Source organism: Pseudomonas sp. S44, assembly GCF_016624805.1.
GTDB classification, from domain to species: domain Bacteria; phylum Pseudomonadota; class Gammaproteobacteria; order Pseudomonadales; family Pseudomonadaceae; genus Aquipseudomonas; species Aquipseudomonas machongensis.
The window spans coordinates 1-15,147 of sequence record NZ_JACVTY010000022.1; the positions used below are offsets into that span (position 1 = coordinate 1).

The 15,147-nt window shown below is 64.6% G+C and carries 18 protein-coding genes; 7 read left to right on the top strand and 11 right to left on the bottom strand.

The window, feature by feature from the left end; all coding sequences use genetic code 11:
- Positions 1 to 66: 66 nt before the first annotated feature.
- From IAE40_RS16780 to IAE40_RS16810, 7 genes are all read right to left on the bottom strand, one after another.
- On the bottom strand, positions 67 to 657 hold the full coding sequence (locus IAE40_RS16780) for a GNAT family N-acetyltransferase (protein ID WP_054893802.1): 591 nt from the start codon (positions 655 to 657) through the stop codon (positions 67 to 69).
- Positions 658 to 799: 142 nt separating this feature from the next.
- A complete protein-coding gene (locus IAE40_RS16785) occupies positions 800 to 1,378 on the bottom strand; it encodes a DJ-1/PfpI family protein (RefSeq protein ID WP_054893803.1) in 579 nt (192 codons plus the stop codon).
- Between the two features lie 79 nt (positions 1,379 to 1,457).
- Entirely contained in the window at positions 1,458 to 2,615 is a 1,158-nt protein-coding gene (locus tag IAE40_RS16790; RefSeq protein WP_153773165.1) for a phospholipase D-like domain-containing protein, read from the bottom strand.
- A gap of 1 nt (position 2,616) precedes the next feature.
- Positions 2,617 to 3,198: a YceI family protein gene (locus tag IAE40_RS16795; protein WP_065864225.1), complete on the bottom strand. Its 582-nt coding sequence runs from the start codon at positions 3,196 to 3,198 to the stop codon at positions 2,617 to 2,619.
- Between the two features lie 45 nt (positions 3,199 to 3,243).
- A complete protein-coding gene (locus IAE40_RS16800) occupies positions 3,244 to 3,540 on the bottom strand; it encodes an amidase (RefSeq protein WP_153773166.1) in 297 nt (98 codons plus the stop codon).
- Complete coding sequence (locus tag IAE40_RS16805) at positions 3,537 to 4,616, bottom strand: serine hydrolase domain-containing protein (protein WP_200603588.1); 1,080 nt, start codon at positions 4,614 to 4,616, stop codon at positions 3,537 to 3,539. The genes IAE40_RS16800 and IAE40_RS16805 overlap by 4 nt, the downstream gene beginning before the upstream one ends.
- A 51-nt stretch (positions 4,617 to 4,667) precedes the next feature.
- On the bottom strand, positions 4,668 to 5,555 hold the full coding sequence (locus IAE40_RS16810) for an acyl-CoA dehydrogenase (protein ID WP_200603568.1): 888 nt from the start codon (positions 5,553 to 5,555) through the stop codon (positions 4,668 to 4,670).
- Positions 5,556 to 5,691: 136 nt separating this feature from the next.
- Here IAE40_RS16810 and olsB point away from each other — a divergent pair, with 136 nt between their 5' ends.
- Both olsB and IAE40_RS16820 read left to right on the top strand, forming a co-directional pair.
- Positions 5,692 to 6,447 carry an L-ornithine N(alpha)-acyltransferase gene (gene olsB / locus IAE40_RS16815; protein WP_200603569.1) on the top strand — a complete coding sequence of 252 codons (756 nt, stop codon included), beginning with the start codon at positions 5,692 to 5,694 and terminating at the stop codon, positions 6,445 to 6,447.
- Positions 6,447 to 7,235 carry a lysophospholipid acyltransferase family protein gene (locus tag IAE40_RS16820; RefSeq protein WP_200603570.1) on the top strand — a complete coding sequence of 263 codons (789 nt, stop codon included), beginning with the start codon at positions 6,447 to 6,449 and terminating at the stop codon, positions 7,233 to 7,235. The genes olsB and IAE40_RS16820 overlap by 1 nt, the downstream gene beginning before the upstream one ends.
- A gap of 121 nt (positions 7,236 to 7,356) precedes the next feature.
- Here IAE40_RS16820 and IAE40_RS16825 read toward each other — a convergent pair whose 3' ends face one another.
- Complete coding sequence (locus IAE40_RS16825; RefSeq protein ID WP_200603571.1) at positions 7,357 to 7,941, bottom strand: acyl carrier protein phosphodiesterase; 585 nt, start codon at positions 7,939 to 7,941, stop codon at positions 7,357 to 7,359.
- A gap of 152 nt (positions 7,942 to 8,093) precedes the next feature.
- On the opposite strand from IAE40_RS16825, the gene IAE40_RS16830 reads away from it, so the two are divergent.
- The 3 genes from IAE40_RS16830 to IAE40_RS16840 are packed head-to-tail and all read left to right on the top strand — an operon-like array spanning position 8,094 to position 10,651.
- Positions 8,094 to 8,396, top strand: a complete 303-nt coding sequence (locus tag IAE40_RS16830; RefSeq protein ID WP_054893811.1) for an ArsR/SmtB family transcription factor — start codon at positions 8,094 to 8,096, stop codon at positions 8,394 to 8,396.
- A 13-nt stretch (positions 8,397 to 8,409) separates the two neighbouring features.
- Positions 8,410 to 9,582: an MFS transporter gene (locus tag IAE40_RS16835; protein ID WP_054893812.1), complete on the top strand. Its 1,173-nt coding sequence runs from the start codon at positions 8,410 to 8,412 to the stop codon at positions 9,580 to 9,582.
- A gap of 19 nt (positions 9,583 to 9,601) precedes the next feature.
- Positions 9,602 to 10,651 carry an alkene reductase gene (locus tag IAE40_RS16840; RefSeq protein WP_054893813.1) on the top strand — a complete coding sequence of 350 codons (1,050 nt, stop codon included), beginning with the start codon at positions 9,602 to 9,604 and terminating at the stop codon, positions 10,649 to 10,651.
- Between the two features lie 74 nt (positions 10,652 to 10,725).
- Here the strand turns inward: IAE40_RS16840 and IAE40_RS16845 are convergent, their stop codons facing one another.
- From IAE40_RS16845 to IAE40_RS16855, 3 genes are all read right to left on the bottom strand, one after another.
- Entirely contained in the window at positions 10,726 to 11,544 is an 819-nt protein-coding gene (locus IAE40_RS16845; protein ID WP_054893814.1) for a hypothetical protein, read from the bottom strand.
- 86 nt (positions 11,545 to 11,630) lie between these two features.
- Complete coding sequence (locus IAE40_RS16850) at positions 11,631 to 12,626, bottom strand: NAD-dependent epimerase/dehydratase family protein (protein WP_065864208.1); 996 nt, start codon at positions 12,624 to 12,626, stop codon at positions 11,631 to 11,633.
- 49 nt (positions 12,627 to 12,675) lie between these two features.
- Positions 12,676 to 13,566: a LysR family transcriptional regulator ArgP gene (locus tag IAE40_RS16855; RefSeq protein WP_063545988.1), complete on the bottom strand. Its 891-nt coding sequence runs from the start codon at positions 13,564 to 13,566 to the stop codon at positions 12,676 to 12,678.
- A 126-nt stretch (positions 13,567 to 13,692) separates the two neighbouring features.
- On the opposite strand from IAE40_RS16855, the gene IAE40_RS16860 reads away from it, so the two are divergent.
- Positions 13,693 to 14,292, top strand: coding sequence for a LysE/ArgO family amino acid transporter (locus tag IAE40_RS16860; protein WP_153773172.1), 600 nt, complete (start codon positions 13,693 to 13,695; stop codon positions 14,290 to 14,292).
- A 191-nt stretch (positions 14,293 to 14,483) separates the two neighbouring features.
- A complete protein-coding gene (locus IAE40_RS16865; protein WP_054893818.1) occupies positions 14,484 to 15,080 on the top strand; it encodes a superoxide dismutase in 597 nt (198 codons plus the stop codon).
- The last annotated feature ends 67 nt before the right edge of the window (positions 15,081 to 15,147 follow it).

Below are 15,147 nucleotides of genomic sequence, written 5' to 3' on the forward strand. Positions count from 1 at the left end.
GGGCAAGCCCGCTCCTACAAGGAACGGGCTTGCCCGCGAACGGGGCGCTGCTGTTTCAGCACAGGATCACAGCAACAGATCCTTGAGCCAGAACGACAGCGTCTTGTCCGACTCATCCGCTTCATCAAGATCGCGCCAGGCATACGATGCACGCATGGACGGCTGATGCAGAAAGCCACGATTACGCCAGAAACCGTGTAGCGGCTTGTAGTCGTCGGGTCGTCGCGGATGGCCATTGGGCCGTTCGACGGCGCTGAACGCACAGTAATGAAAGCCGCCCAACTTGTGCGCATAGGACTCACGCTCGATGAAAAAACGCACACCCAATCCCCGCCCGCGATAAGCCGGCAGCAACACCGACTTGCCGAAATAATAGACTGTACGCGGATCGCGCCCCTGCTCGAGAAACGGCTGGCGCAACGCCTCGCTCTTGTCACTCAGCGGCAGACCGGTCGAGGCACCGACCACCCGTCCTTCGTCCACCGCCAGGATCGCCAGGCTGCACTCGCAGTCGATGTAGCGGCGAAGCGCATCGGCCTCGCACTCCGGCGTACCCTCGTAGAGGTAGGGAAACTCGCGTAGCAATGTCAGGCGCAGGCGAGCGATGTCATCGATGTAAGGCGCGATGGCAGCGCCGTGGAGCAGGCGGATTTCCATGCGGGGCGATCGCTCTGTCGATGTGGGTGAAGCGCCCGGCCAAGCCGGGCCTGAGGGGAAACCCTAACATCGGCTGCGCCATGCGCCCTTTCCCCTGCGCGACGGGTATTTCTCCAGAACCGCTACCCGGCGCTATCGCGAATCAGCCGATACGTGTCCCCAGCACCTTGAGAAAAGCTGCCAGCCACGCCGGATGCGCCGGCCATGCCGGTGCCGTCACCAGATTGCCATCCACATGCGCCTGGTCGATGGCGATATCCACGAACCGTCCCCCGGCCAACCGCACCTCCGGCGCGCACGCAGGATAGGCGCTGCACTCACGCCCTTCGAGCACCCCGGCCGCCGCCAGCAACTGTGCGCCATGGCACACCGCCGCGATCGGCTTGCCCGCCTGGTCGAATTCCTTGACCAGTTTCAGCACCCGTTCGTCCAGGCGCAGGTACTCCGGCGCCCGCCCACCGGGGATCAGCAGCGCGTCATACCCTTCGGCACGCACCTGGACGAAATCGAAGTTGAGGGCGAAGTTGTGCCCAGGTTTCTCGCTGTAGGTCTGGTCGCCCTCGAAGTCGTGGATGGCCGTGCGCACGGTCTGCCCGGCGATCTTCTCGGGGCAGACCGCGTGCACTGTGTGGCCGACCATCTGCAAAGCCTGGAACGGCACCATCACCTCGTAGTCCTCGACGTAATCGCCTACCAGCATGAGAATCTTCTTCGCCGTCATCGCATTCACTCCTTCGTTTGCAGGGAACAATCACTGCACGATAGTCCGCTTTGTCCATGACCGATATACGGCGCAGGTCTCAGTTGCGGCGATCCAGCAGATTGACTACCAGCCGATCCAGCCAGCCCCAGATCCGCTGCTGCACCCGCCGCCACAGCGGTCGGGCCTTCCAGTGATCCAGATCGACCTCCTCGCTCACGGCGAAGTCCCGCGTGAAGCTGGCCAGCACCGCTGCAGTCAGCGGCGGGTCGAGGGCTTCGACGTTGGCTTCGAGGTTGAAACGCAGGTTCCAGTGGTCGAAGTTGCACGAGCCGATGCTGACCCAGTCGTCGACCACGGCCATCTTCAGGTGCAGGAAGCATGGCTGGTATTCGAAGATCCGTACCCCGGCGCGCAGCAAGCGAGGGTAGTAACGATGGCCGGCGTAGCGCACCGAAGGGTGGTCGGTACGTGGGCCCGTGAGCAGCAAGCGTACGTCGATGCCCTTTTGCGCCGCCCGGCGCAGCGAGCGGCGCACGCTCCAGGTTGGCAGAAAATACGGCGTCGCCAGCCAGATGCGACGCTGCCCACTGTTCAGCGCACGGACCAGCGAATGCAGGATGTCGCGGTGCTGGCGCGCATCGGCATAGGCCACGCGGCCCAAGCCCTGCCCCTGCGCCGGCATCTTCGGCAGGCGCGACAGGCCGAAGTTCTCGGGCGGGCGCCAGGCTGTACGACGGTGGTTGGCGTGCCACTGGCGGTCGAACAGCACCTGCCAGTCACTCACCACCGGCCCCTCCATGCGCACCATCACTTCATGCCACTCGCTCGCCTGCTGCCCCGGTGTCCAGAATTCGTCGGTCACCCCGGTACCACCCACCACCCCCCAGTGCTCATCCACCAGCAGCAGCTTGCGGTGATCGCGGTACAGGTTGCGCAGGCCCCGGCGCCAGCGCAGGCGGTTGTACAGACGCAGCTCGACACCGGCGGCCTGCAAGCGTTGGCGAAGTGCCGAAGGGAAGGCCAGGGCGCCGTAGTCGTCGAACAGGCAACGCACCCGCACACCACGCAAGGCGGCCGACTCCAGGGCCTCGACCACCGCATCGGCACAGGCCCCCGCCTCCACCAGGTACAGTTCCAGATCGACCTGGCGCTCGGCGCGCACGATCGCCGTAAGCATGCGCGGAAAGAATTCCGGGCCGTCGATCAGCAGTTCGAACTGGTTGCCATCCCGCCAGGGGAAGACTGGCCCTGGCATGTCAACGTGCGGTGAAGATCAGCACCGCATTCACCGGCACCGACGGGTTGATGGACTTGAGCTTGGCGAACTTGCGCAGGCTTTCCAGCCCTGGCAGCAAGCCGTAATCGTCGGCCCGCAACAGTAGCGGTTCGAGGGTCACCACCTGGAAGCGCCGCTCATCGAGGCGGGTGGCCAGCAGCAGCGCGTTGTAGTTGTGAGACTGGCCGTGCAGGGTCACGGTCAGTGGCAGGCGCAACTCCAGCTGGGCACCGTTGGCCAGGTCGTTGATCGGCCGCAGGTCGAGCTGGGCCTTGACCGTCGCTTCGGGGAAGCGCTCGACCTCGAACAGGCCGTCACGCATGCGCTCATCACGCAGCGGGATACCGCTGCTCACCGAATCCATCTCGATGCTCAAGCCAGCCACACCCTTGCGGTCGATGGTGCCGTGCAACACCAGGAAGCGGTGCACCTCGGCAGTATCGCCGTTCTTGCCGGTGATGAACGACAGGCGCGAGGACTCGCCGTCCAGATGCCAGTTGGCATGGGCGGGCAGACACAGGGCCAGCAACAGGGCGGGTAACAGGCGGAGCAAAGTGGACATGTGAAACCTCGTGAAGCAAGGCCAGCCACCTTACCCTGCGGGCCTTCACGGCAGCAAGCGACAACCCTCGCGAGGCCCCTGCCAGGCAGCCTCGCTAAGCCGTCCCAGGCCTTCGGCGCGCACGCTGCGTGCGCGGCTGTCCTCTTCCAGGCGTCCCAATGGCAGGTACTGCTTCACATAAGCCCGGCAATAGGCCTCGTCAAACCCCATGACGAAGCGGCACGAGCAGTACTCCTTTGCCGAATACGCCGGGAGAATGCTCGGAAAATCCGACAGGGCCTGACGTTCGCTCCATCCCCAGGCCAGCAGGACCAGCAGCAACACCAGTAAGACTCGCTTCATGCGCCCTCCTTCGCCAGCACGGCCAGCACGCGCTTGAGCAGTTCGTTGTGGCTATAGCTGCCGTCGCGGTCATCGCCGTAGCGTACGATCACCAGCTTCTGCGTGGGCAGCACGTACAGCGCCTGGCCCCAGTGACCGAGGGCGGCGAAGGTGTCGGTGGGTGCGTCCGGCCAGGGCGTCGGGTTGCCCGGCAGCGGCTGGTTCAGCCACCAGTGCCCACCAGGGTTGGCATCGCCCGGCACCGGCTCGGCATGGGTGAACAGGGTGCGGTTGAAGGTCACCCAGTCGGCAGGGAGCAGTTGCCGCTCACGCCAACGCCCGTCGCGCTGCATCAGCAGCCCGATGCGCGCAAGATCGCGAGCACTGAGGTAGAGGTAGGAGGAGCCGACGTAGGTACCCGCAGCGTCGCGCTCCCACACCGCATGCGTGATGCCAAGCGGGGTGAACAGCGCCTGCCAGGGATAGTCGGCGTATTGATCCGGCGCGAGCATGCCGCGCAAGGCCGCCGCCAGCAGGTTGCTGTCGCCGCTGGAATAGGCGAAATGCTCACCCGGTTTCTCGGCTTGCGCCATGCCTGCGGTGTAGGCCGCCATGTCGTTGCGTCCGCGGGTATAGAGCATCGCTACTACCGAGGATTTCAATGGCGCGTATTCATAGTCTTCCTGCCAAGCCAGGCCGCTGGCCCAGTGCAGCAGGTCGACCAGGCGCAGTTGCGGATGCTCACGCAGGGCGGGGTAATAGCGGGCGGCCGGGTCATCGAGCTGGAAATGCCCTTCGCCGCGGGCCACACCCAACAGCGTGGCCAGCACGCTCTTGCTGATCGACCAGGTCAGGTGCGGGGTATCGGCACTTGTGGGGGCGGCGTAGCGCTCGTACATGATGCGACCGTCACGAATGATCAACAGTGCATCGCTGCGCACACCGCTGCGAACAGCATCGTCGCGCAGCGGGAAGGCATAGGCGTCGACAGCCTGCCAGTCGTACTGCGTCGGATCCTGCTGCCAGTGGCTGTCCGGCCACTCCTCGGCGAACACCGGCAGGGCGATCAACCCGAGAATACCCAGTACCACCTTCAGTCTGCCCATCGATACCTCACGCGCGGTCAATCGGCGGAGCATGTCTGGGCTTCATGACAATCCTGCAGCAGCCCAGGCCTTGGCCAGGCGCCTTTCCCGGGTCGCAGCCGCCAGCGCCAGCAGCCCCTGGTCGCGTTGCCAGAGCTGCATCCAGTGTTCGGGTCCTTCGACCAGGGCCTTGTCGATATCGACCCGCAGTGCCTGGAACTGGGCGAACAGACCGGCCAGCAACAGATGACAGCCCACACTGTCGGCGCACTGTCGGCTGGCCTCGGCACAGGCGGCGAGCAAGCCGATCAGGCGCAGGCGCAACGCCTGCGGCCAGGCGCATTCCTGGGCAACGCCATGCAGCCATCCGAGCAGCGCAGTGAGCACATAGAGGTCTTCAAGGGAGCGGAACGGTTTGACATAGGCATCCCAGCCATCACCGGCCAGCAGTTCGCAGGCCGCGTGCTTCAGTTCGACACGGGCATGGCCGACCTCGGGCATCAACGGCAGGGTCGGCAACGCTTCGAGGGTCACGCCGGGCTCACCGGGGTAGACCACCGCCAGGCTCAGCCGCGCGCCCTCGCCCTGCGCTTCGCTGCGGGCCGCCACCAACAGCCATTCGGCGTCGAGGCCGGCGGTGACGAAATCCTTGCGACCACTCAGCCGCAAGCCGTCGAGGCGGGTGTGCATGTCGGCCGGACGCACACTGCGCCGCTCGGTGGCGCACAAGGCCCCCAATCCAGCAGGCGCGCTGGGCCAGAGCACACGCAAGGCCGCCTGGTAACCGATCAGAAAGGCCAATCCTGGCGTGTCCATTGCGCGCCCACCCAGCGCCGCCAGCTCGAACGGCGTGACAGCGCCCAGGCGCTCCAGCGTGGCCGCGTAGGTCTCGCCCAGGGTGGCCGCCAGCGCCTGGCGCAGCGGGTCGTTGAGTCGTTGCAACCAGGTCATCGAATGCTCCTCGTGAGGGGTGTCACGCAAGCATCACCAAAGATTCATGGAGGTGACACCGCGCCTACCTAGGCTGACTTTGCACAACAAAGCCGACCGGCCGCAACCCTATTTGGCTGGCTTATGGAGACTCGCAATGACTCGGATCGCTCGCTCTGGCGACAACAGCACTGAACGCCGTCTGCAAGCCGAACGCCTGGTCGGCGCTGCGGCCCTGCAGGAAGCACAGGCCCTGCGTTTCAAGGTGTTCAGCGCCGAATTCAAGGCCAAGCTCAAGGGCGCCGAACTGGGCCTGGACATGGATGACTACGATATCCACTGCCGCCACATCGGTGTGCGCGACCTGGCCACCGGCCAGTTGGTCGCCACCACCCGCCTGCTCGACCACCAGGCCGCCAGCAGCCTGGGCCGCTTCTACAGCGAAGAAGAATTCAGCCTGCATGGCCTGCTGCAACTGCAAGGTCCGATCCTGGAGCTGGGCCGCACCTGCGTCGACCCCGACTACCGCAGCGGCGGCACCATCGCCGTGCTCTGGGGCGAGCTTGCCGAAGTGCTCAACGAAGGTCGCTACAGCTACCTGATGGGCTGCGCCAGCATCCCCATGCAGGACGGCGGCATCCAGGCCCACGCAATCATGCAGCGCCTGCGCGAACGCTACCTGTGCAACGAGCACCTGCGCGCCGAGCCGAAAAAGCCGCTCCCCAGCCTGGCCCTGCCGAACAACGTGATCACCGAGATGCCACCGCTGCTCAAGGCGTACATGCGCCTGGGAGCGAAGATCTGTGGCGAGCCTTGCTGGGACGAAGACTTCCAGGTCGCCGACGTGTTCATCCTGCTCAAGCGCGATGACCTCTGCCCGCGCTACGCCCGCCACTTCAAGGCGGCAGTCTGATGCCGGGCCTGCGGGCCTGTGCCCGCCTCCTGCGCCTGGTGCTGGTGCTGTTGCTGGGAATGGCCATGGCCAGCGTCATCGCCCTGGGCGAACGCTTGGGCCTGCACGCATCCATCGAGCGACGGCAACGTTGGACCTGCCTGTTCATGAAACGCCTGATCGGCGCCCTGCCCTTCGAGGTGCGGGTCGTCGGTGAACTGCCGCAGCGCTCGATGCTGTGGGTCAGCAACCACGTGTCTTGGACCGACATCCCGGTACTGGGCATGCTCACCCCGCTGTCGTTCCTGTCTAAGGCCGAGGTACGCCAATGGCCGCTGGCCGGCTGGCTGGCGGAGAAGGCCGGCACCTTGTTCATTCGCCGTGGCGGGGGTGATGCCCAGCGTCTGCGTGAACAGATCAGCGAGCAATTGGGCCAGGCCAGACCGTTGCTGATCTTCCCTGAAGGCACCACCACCGATGGCCGCGCCCTGCGCACCTTCCACGGACGCCTGCTGGCCGGCGCCATCGACCAGGGCACGCCCGTGCAGCCAGTGGCGATCCAATACCTGCGCAACGGTGAACCGGACCCGATCGCACCGTTCATTGGCGATGACGACATGGTTTCGCACTTGATGCGCTTGTTTGCCGAGCCTCGGGGAGAGGTTTGCATTCACTTGTTGACGCCGATAGGCAGTGCCGGGAAGGAACGAGCGGCGCTGGCGTTTCAAGCGCAGCAGGCGATTCACATGGCGTTGTTCGGGGTTGAGGAAGAGACGGTGGCTCCACGGCGTCAGGCGCGCGCTGCCTGATTCAGGCATTGCCTCTTCGCGGGTAAACCCGCTCCCACAGGGACTGCGCGGGATCTGAAAACAGCGCAGTCCCTGTAGGAGCGGGTTTACCCGCGAAGAGGCCAGTGAAGGCAATAGAGATTCAGCTGTCAGCTAGCCTTCCTGCCGCCGCAAACGCCTGCAACTGAGGATAAAATTCACGAAAATCCGCCAGCAACGGCTCATACAGCCGCTCCAGCTCATCCATCACCCCAGCCATCCCTTCCGGCCGCGACAAGCGCCGGGCAATGCCATTGAATACCTGCTCCAGCGTGGCGAAATCACCATAGGCTCCCAGCCAGTCATCCGCTGCCATGAACGGCGCAATGCGTGCCAAGCGCCCCGGCAACTGCGGCTCGGCCAGCAGCACTCGATAAAAGCTATCGGTAAACTGCGCCAGCGGCTGATCGGCGTAATCCGCCCAGTGCCGTGCCAGGCAGTGATCGAAGAACACGTCGAGCACAATCCCGGCAAACCGCCGACGCTCCCGCGGGAAACGCGCCAGCGCCGCCAGCACCAGCGGGTGGCTGTCGGTGTAGCGATCGATCTGTCGATGCAACCGGATTGCCGCCTCCAGCTCAGGCGCAAAGCGCCCTTCGAGCGGGCCTTTGACGAAATCGCCGTACAGGCTGCCGAGCAGTTGCTGCGGCGCGGAGCCGCCAAGGTGCAGGTGTGCGAGGTAGTTCATGGCGGCATTCTATCACCGTGGACATTTATATCGTTATAACGCGATATAGCGATTTCAGCTGAGCTCAGAACCTCTTCATATTTGTATATCGCGAAGTACCGATTTATATTTCGCCCTATCGCGATATACCGCTACACACCACGAGCCCAACCATGCCTCTCGACCTCGACGAAATAATAAAAGCCCTGGCCCATCCGGTCCGCCGAGACATCCTCAACTGGCTGAAGAACCCAGCGGCGCAATTCCCCGACCAGCACCACAGCACCGAATTCGGCGTCTGTGCCGGGCAGATCGATCAACGCTGCGGCCTGTCGCAGTCGACCGTCTCCGCCCACCTGGCCACCTTGCAGCGCGCAGGTCTGATCAGCAGCCAGAAGGTCGGGCAGTGGCATTTCTTCAAGCGCAACGAGGAAACCATCCAGGCCTTCCTCGAGCAGATGAGCCAAGAGCTCTGACAAGGACCTTGCAATGCCCCTTTCACTGTTGATCCTGGCGCTGAGCGCCTTTGCCATCGGCACCACCGAGTTCGTCATCATGGGCCTGCTGCCCGATGTGGCGCGCGACCTGGGGGTGAGCATTCCCGGCGCCGGCTGGCTGGTGACCGGCTACGCCCTGGGCGTGGCGATCGGTGCGCCGTTCATGGCCCTGGCCACGGCCCGTCTGCCACGCAAGGCGGCATTGGTAGTGCTGATGGGCGTGTTCATCGTCGGCAATCTGCTGTGTGCCGTGGCCAGCGACTACAACCTGCTGATGTTCGCCCGCGTGGTCACCGCCCTGTGCCACGGTGCCTTCTTCGGTATCGGCTCGGTGGTCGCGGCCAGCCTGGTGCCGGCCAACCGCCGCGCCTCGGCCGTGGCCCTGATGTTCACCGGCCTGACCCTGGCCAACGTGCTCGGCGTGCCACTGGGCACCGCCCTGGGCCAGGTCGCCGGCTGGCGCTCGACCTTCTGGGCCGTGACCGGCATCGGCGTGATCGCATTGATCGGCCTGATCCGCTTCCTGCCCCTGCAACAGGATGCCGAAAAGGTCGACATGCGTGCTGAACTCGCCTCCCTCAAGGGTGCCCGGATCTGGTTGTCGCTGAGCATGACCGTACTGTTCTCGGCCTCGGTGTTCGCCCTGTTCACCTACGTCGCGCCACTGCTCGGTGATGTTACCGGCGTATCGCCACGCGGCGTGACCTGGACCCTGGTGCTGATCGGCCTGGGCCTGACCCTGGGCAACATCCTCGGAGGCAAGCTTGCCGATCGCCGCCTCGCCGCCACGCTGGTGGGCGTGTTCGCCACCATGGCGGTGGTCTCCACCCTGTTCAGCTGGACCAGCAACGCGCTGGTGCCCGCCGAAATCACCCTGTTCCTCTGGGCCACCGCTGCCTTCGCCGCCGTTCCGGCGCTGCAGGTCAACGTGGTCACCTACGGCAAGGATGCGCCGAACCTGGTCTCGACCCTGAATATTGGCGCTTTCAACCTGGGCAACGCCCTGGGCGCCTGGGTCGGCGGCAGCGTCATCGCCCATGGCCTGGGCCTGACCAGCGTACCGCTGGCTGCAGGTGCCCTGGCTGTCCTGGCGCTGATCGTCACCCTGATCACTTTCAACCAGCGCGGCGACAACGACGCCGAACTGGCCGCTGCATCCAACTGACCTACGCGAGGCTTGCGATATGACCACGCTTTTCGATCCGATCACCCTGGGCGACCTCGAGCTGCCCAACCGCATCATCATGGCCCCGCTGACCCGCTGCCGTGCCGACGAGGGCCGCGTGCCCAACGCACTGATGGCCGAGTACTACGTGCAGCGCGCCAGCGCCGGCCTGATCCTCAGCGAAGCCACTTCGGTCACGCCGATGGGCGTCGGCTATCCCGACACCCCCGGCATCTGGTCCAACGACCAGGTCCGTGGCTGGCTCAACGTGACCCAGGCCGTGCATGGCGCCGGCGGGCGCATCTTCCTGCAACTGTGGCACGTGGGGCGCATCTCCCACCCGTCGTACCTGAACGGTGAGCTACCGGTGGCGCCAAGCGCGATCCAGCCCAAAGGCCACGTCAGCCTGGTACGTCCGCTGAGCGACTACCCGACTCCACGTGCGCTGGAAACCGAAGAAATCGCTGACATCGTCGAGGCTTACCGGACCGGTGCCGAGAACGCCAAGGCTGCTGGTTTCGACGGCGTGGAAATCCATGGCGCCAATGGTTACCTGCTCGATCAGTTCCTGCAGAGCAGCACCAACCAGCGCACCGACCAATACGGCGGCTCGCTGGAAAACCGTGCCCGCCTGCTGCTGGAAGTGACCGACGCGGTGGTCGGTGTGTGGGGCGCCAAGCGCGTTGGCGTGCACCTCGCACCACGGGCCGATGCCCATGACATGGGCGACGCCGACCGCGCCGAGACCTTCACCTACGTTGCCCGTGAACTGGGCAAGCGCGGCATCGCCTTCATCTGCTCGCGGGAAAAAGAAGCCGACGACAGCATCGGCCCGCTGATCAAAGAGGCGTTCGGCGGCCCCTACATCGTCAACGAACGCTTCACCAAGGCCACCGCCAACGCAGCACTGGCCAGCGGCAAGGCCGATGCCGTCGCCTTCGGCATCCCGTTCATCGCCAACCCTGACCTGCCAGCACGCCTGGCAGCCGATGCGCCGCTGAACGAGCCGCACCCCGAGACGTTCTACGGCAAAGGGCCAGTGGGCTACATCGACTATCCGCGGATGTAACGCACAGGCTGAAAAAAAGCCCGCCCCCACACCTGGTCGTGGGGGCGGGCTTTCTTTTTAACGCGCGCAGGCGATCAGGGCCGCGCGTTGATCTGCTGCTGCAGGTTCTGGATCTGGCTCTGCAAGGTGTTGAGGCTGCGGGTGGTCTGACCACGGAAGGCATCGAACTCCTGCACCGACGCGCCACCGGCAGCCGCGCTGGCTGGACGGTTGTCCGCCTGGCTCTTGAGCACCAGTACATCCTGCTCCAGGCTCTCGATCGCAGCGCCTTGCTTCTTCACTGCAGCCACCTCGCTGCTCAGGCTCTTGAGCTGGCCATCGAGCTTGCCGCCATCGACCTGGCCCGACTTGAGCGCCGCCAATTCGGTATTCACGGCCTTGAGCTGCGCCTGCAACTGGGTCTGCAGTTCGGTCACCGCCTTCTGCTGCTCGCGGGTATCGGCCAGCACCTGCTCCAGGCGCTTGCCCAGATCGCCGGCCTGACCAGCGACGCCTTCCTGCTGCTTGCTCTGCTCGGCAAGGCTGGCCTGCAACTGGCGAATCTGCAGCTTCAGGGCTTCGCTGCCAGTGCTGCTGTTCGACTCGCTGGCATCGACCTTGCCGCTGATCGCCTGCAGGCGGCCGGCAGCTTCCTCGCTGATGCGGGCAAAGCTCTCCTGAGTGGCCACCAATTGCTGCTCCATCAGCGAGATCTGCTGGAAGCTCCACCAGCCGAGCCCGGCCAGGGCAATGAACGAGGCCAGCAGCAGCGCCCACAGCGGGCCGTTGCTGGCTGGCCGCGCGGCTTTCTGGCGGCCGCGGGCCACGTGAGCCGGAAGCAGTTCATCATCGTCAGGCGTACCCGCCCTCAGGACCGGCACATCATCGAAATCATCGTGGGCATCGTTGCGCATGGGTAGGTTCGACCGCACTAATAGCAAAAAGACATATTATAAACCGCCCGGGCGGCGCACTGATGACCATCGTCCGCCCGACAGGTTCACTGCTGCCCCGGAAGGTGCTGCCACCAACCGCAGAATTCATCCAGCGCGGTCCACAGGCTGACCTTGGGGCGGTAGTCGAGATTATGCCGGGCGCGGCTGATGTCGAGGGTGAAATCCTTGCTCATCACCTGCATCGCAGTACGTGTCAGGGTGGGTTGCGGCCGGCCGGGCCAGAGCATGCAGGCGGCCTCGTTGACCGCCGCGAGGCTGTAGGCGAGGCGATAGGAACGGTAACGGGTGACTTGGGGCAACTGCATCTGGCGCATCACATAGTTGACCACGTCCCACAGTGGCAGCGGCTGGCCATTGCTGATGTTGTAGGCCTGGCCCAGCGCCTGTTCTTCGGCGAACAGGGCGCTGAGCAGCGCCTCGTTGAGGTTGTGCACACTGGTGAAGTCGACCTTGTTCAGGCCGTTGCCGATGATCGCCAGACGTCCCTTGCCCTGCATCCGCATCAGCCGCGGGAAAATGCTCGCATCACCTGCGCCGGTGACGAAGCGCGGACGCAGGGCGAGCACTTCGAGGCCGAACTCCTGGGCACCGAAGACTTTCTGCTCGGCCAGGTGCTTGGTCAGCGCATAGTGATCGTGAAAACGCCGCGGCACCTGGTCCTCGCGAATGTCCAGGCGCGAGCGGCCAGTGAAGTAGATCGACGGCGACGACAGGTGCACCAGGCGCCGCACATGTTCTTTCAGGCAACCTTCGACCACGTTCTCGGTGAGCACCACGTTGCCATGATGAAAATCCTGATAACGCCCCCAGTTGCCCACCGCCCCCGCGCAATGCACCACGGCGTCGACGCCCTGGCACAGACGGCGCGCCACCTCGGCGTCGCCCAGGTCGCCCGGAATGAACTGCGCCCCGCGCTTGACCAGGTGCTCCACGCCTTCGGCACGGCGGCCGTTGACCCGCACCTGCAGGCCCTGCTCCAGGGCAAAACGCGCAAAGCGCCCGCCAATGAAGCCGCTCGCGCCGGTGACCAGAATTCGCATGTAAGACTCCGCCTTGCCAGATTACAGATGCAGTTGACGCCGCCCGTGCCTACAACGGCACCAGCCAACCTGGCGCCGCCTGGCGCAGGTGTTCTGTCAGTTGTGCGAGCAGTTGCCCGCCGTTGCGCCAATGATGCCAGTACAACGGCACATCGATGGGAGTATCGCTGCAGATTTCCACCAACTGGCCACTGGCCAGTTGTTCGCGGGCCTGCAGTTCAGGCACCAGGCCCCAACCGAGCCCGGCTTCGGTCAGACGCAAAAAACCCTCGGACGACGGGCACAGGTGATGCAGGAAACCGTCCTCGATCCCCAGTGACGCCAGGTAGCGGTGCTGCAGGAAATCGTCAGGCCCGAAGACAACCGCCGGTGTGCGGGCCAACCGCGCCACCTCGAACCCCTGCGGAAAATACCGCGCCATGAACGCCGGGCTTGCCAGCGCGCGATAGCGCATCGCCCCCAACGGCTGGCTGCGCGCCCCCGCCACCGGGCGCTCGCTACCGCACAGGCAGGCCGCCACCTCGCCGGCACGCATGCGCCGCAGGCCGACTTCCTGATCTTCGACCACCAGGTCCAGCAGCAAGCGTTGCCCGGCACAAAAATCCCCCACTGCCCCGGCCCACCAGGTCGCCAGGCTGTCAGCGTTGAGAGCGATACGTAGACGTTCGGGCATGCCCTCTTCATCCAGCGCCGGGACCTGGCGCTGCAGGTCACGCTCGAGCAGGCGCACCTGCTGCACGTGGTTGAGCAACTGGCGACCGACATCGGTCGGGCTCGGTGGGGTGGCTCGCACCAGCACCGGCTGGCCGACACGCGCCTCCAGCAGCTTGATGCGTTGCGAAATGGCCGACTGCGAAAGCCCCAGTACCTGGGCGGCGCGCTCGAACCCGCCTTGTTCGATCACGGCGGCGAGGGCAGCGAGCAACTTGTAGTCGAACATCGATTTTCCTAATGCCGGATGAGTACTATTTGCTTTTCTTATACAGCGCCCTTGCCGACAATGGCCAGCATCTTCTTGTGAATCTGCGTCGCCCTTCAAAGGTGGCGCCCGTGGAGTGTTCCCGTTATGTGGCAGAGTTACCTGAACGGCATGCTGGTGGCCTTCGGCCTGATCATGGCCATCGGCACCCAGAATGCCTTTGTCCTGGCCCAGAGCCTGCGCCGCGAACATCACCTGCCGGTGGCACTTTTGTGCGTGCTGTGCGACGCGATCCTGGTGGCGGCCGGAGTGTTCGGCCTGGCGACGGTGCTGGCGCACAACCCGACCCTGCTTGCCGCCGCACGCTGGGGAGGTGCGCTGTTTTTGATCTGGTATGGCGCCAAGGCCCTGCAGCGGGCCTGCTCCAGGCAGAGCCTGGAACAGCAGCAAGGCCAAGGCCTGCGTTCACGCCGGGCAGTACTGCTCAGTGCCTTGGCGGTGACCTTGCTCAACCCCCACGTCTACCTGGACACCGTGCTGCTGATCGGCTCGCTCGGCGCCCAGCAGACGGTGCCCGGTGCTTACGTCGCCGGAGCGGCGAGCGCATCGCTGGTATGGTTCTTCACCCTGGCCCTGGGTGCCGCCTGGCTCGCCCCCTGGCTCGCGCGCCCCGGGACCTGGCGGCTGCTGGACCTGATGGTGGCGGTGATGATGTTCGCCGTGGCCACACAGTTGATCATCGGCTGATTCCCACTGGTCGTCAGGGCCCAACCGCTCTGGAACCTCTATTCCCTATAGTTGTTGCGTGGTTATGCGCGGGGGCTGGTGCTATGATCCAGCCCTTGCGTCGCAAAGAGTACAAACTCGCCGACGCTCATCGGGCCGCCCGTGATCGGCCTTGCGCAAACCGCAAACAGACCTGAATCAGGAGATCCACCATGGCTTTTGAATTGCCGCCGCTGCCCTACGCCCACGATGCCCTGCAGCCGCACATCTCCAAGGAAACCCTGGAGTTTCACCACGACAAGCACCACAACACCTATGTCGTGAACCTGAACAACCTGGTCCCAGGCACCGAATTCGAAGGCAAGTCGCTGGAAGAAATCGTCAAGACCTCCTCGGGCGGTATCTTCAACAACGCAGCTCAAGTCTGGAACCACACCTTCTACTGGAACTGCCTGGCACCGAACGCCGGCGGCCAGCCGACTGGCGCCCTGGCTGAAGCCATCAACGCTGCCTTCGGTTCCTTCGACAAGTTCAAGGAAGAGTTCACCAAGACTTCGGTCGGCACCTTCGGTTCCGGTTGGGGCTGGCTGGTGAAGAAGGCTGACGGTTCCCTGGCCCTGGCCAGCACCATCGGCGCCGGCAACCCGCTGACCAGCGGCGACACCCCGCTGCTGACCTGCGACGTCTGGGAGCACGCCTACTACATCGACTACCGCAACCTGCGTCCGAAGTACGTCGAGGCGTTCTGGAACCTGGTCAACTGGAAGTTCGTTGCCGAGCAGTTCGAAGGCAAGACCTTCAAGGCCTGATTCGTTCAGCGCTCTGAAAAACCCGGCCCTGGCCGGGTTTTTTTGTTTCCCGGGTCCAGGAAATGGA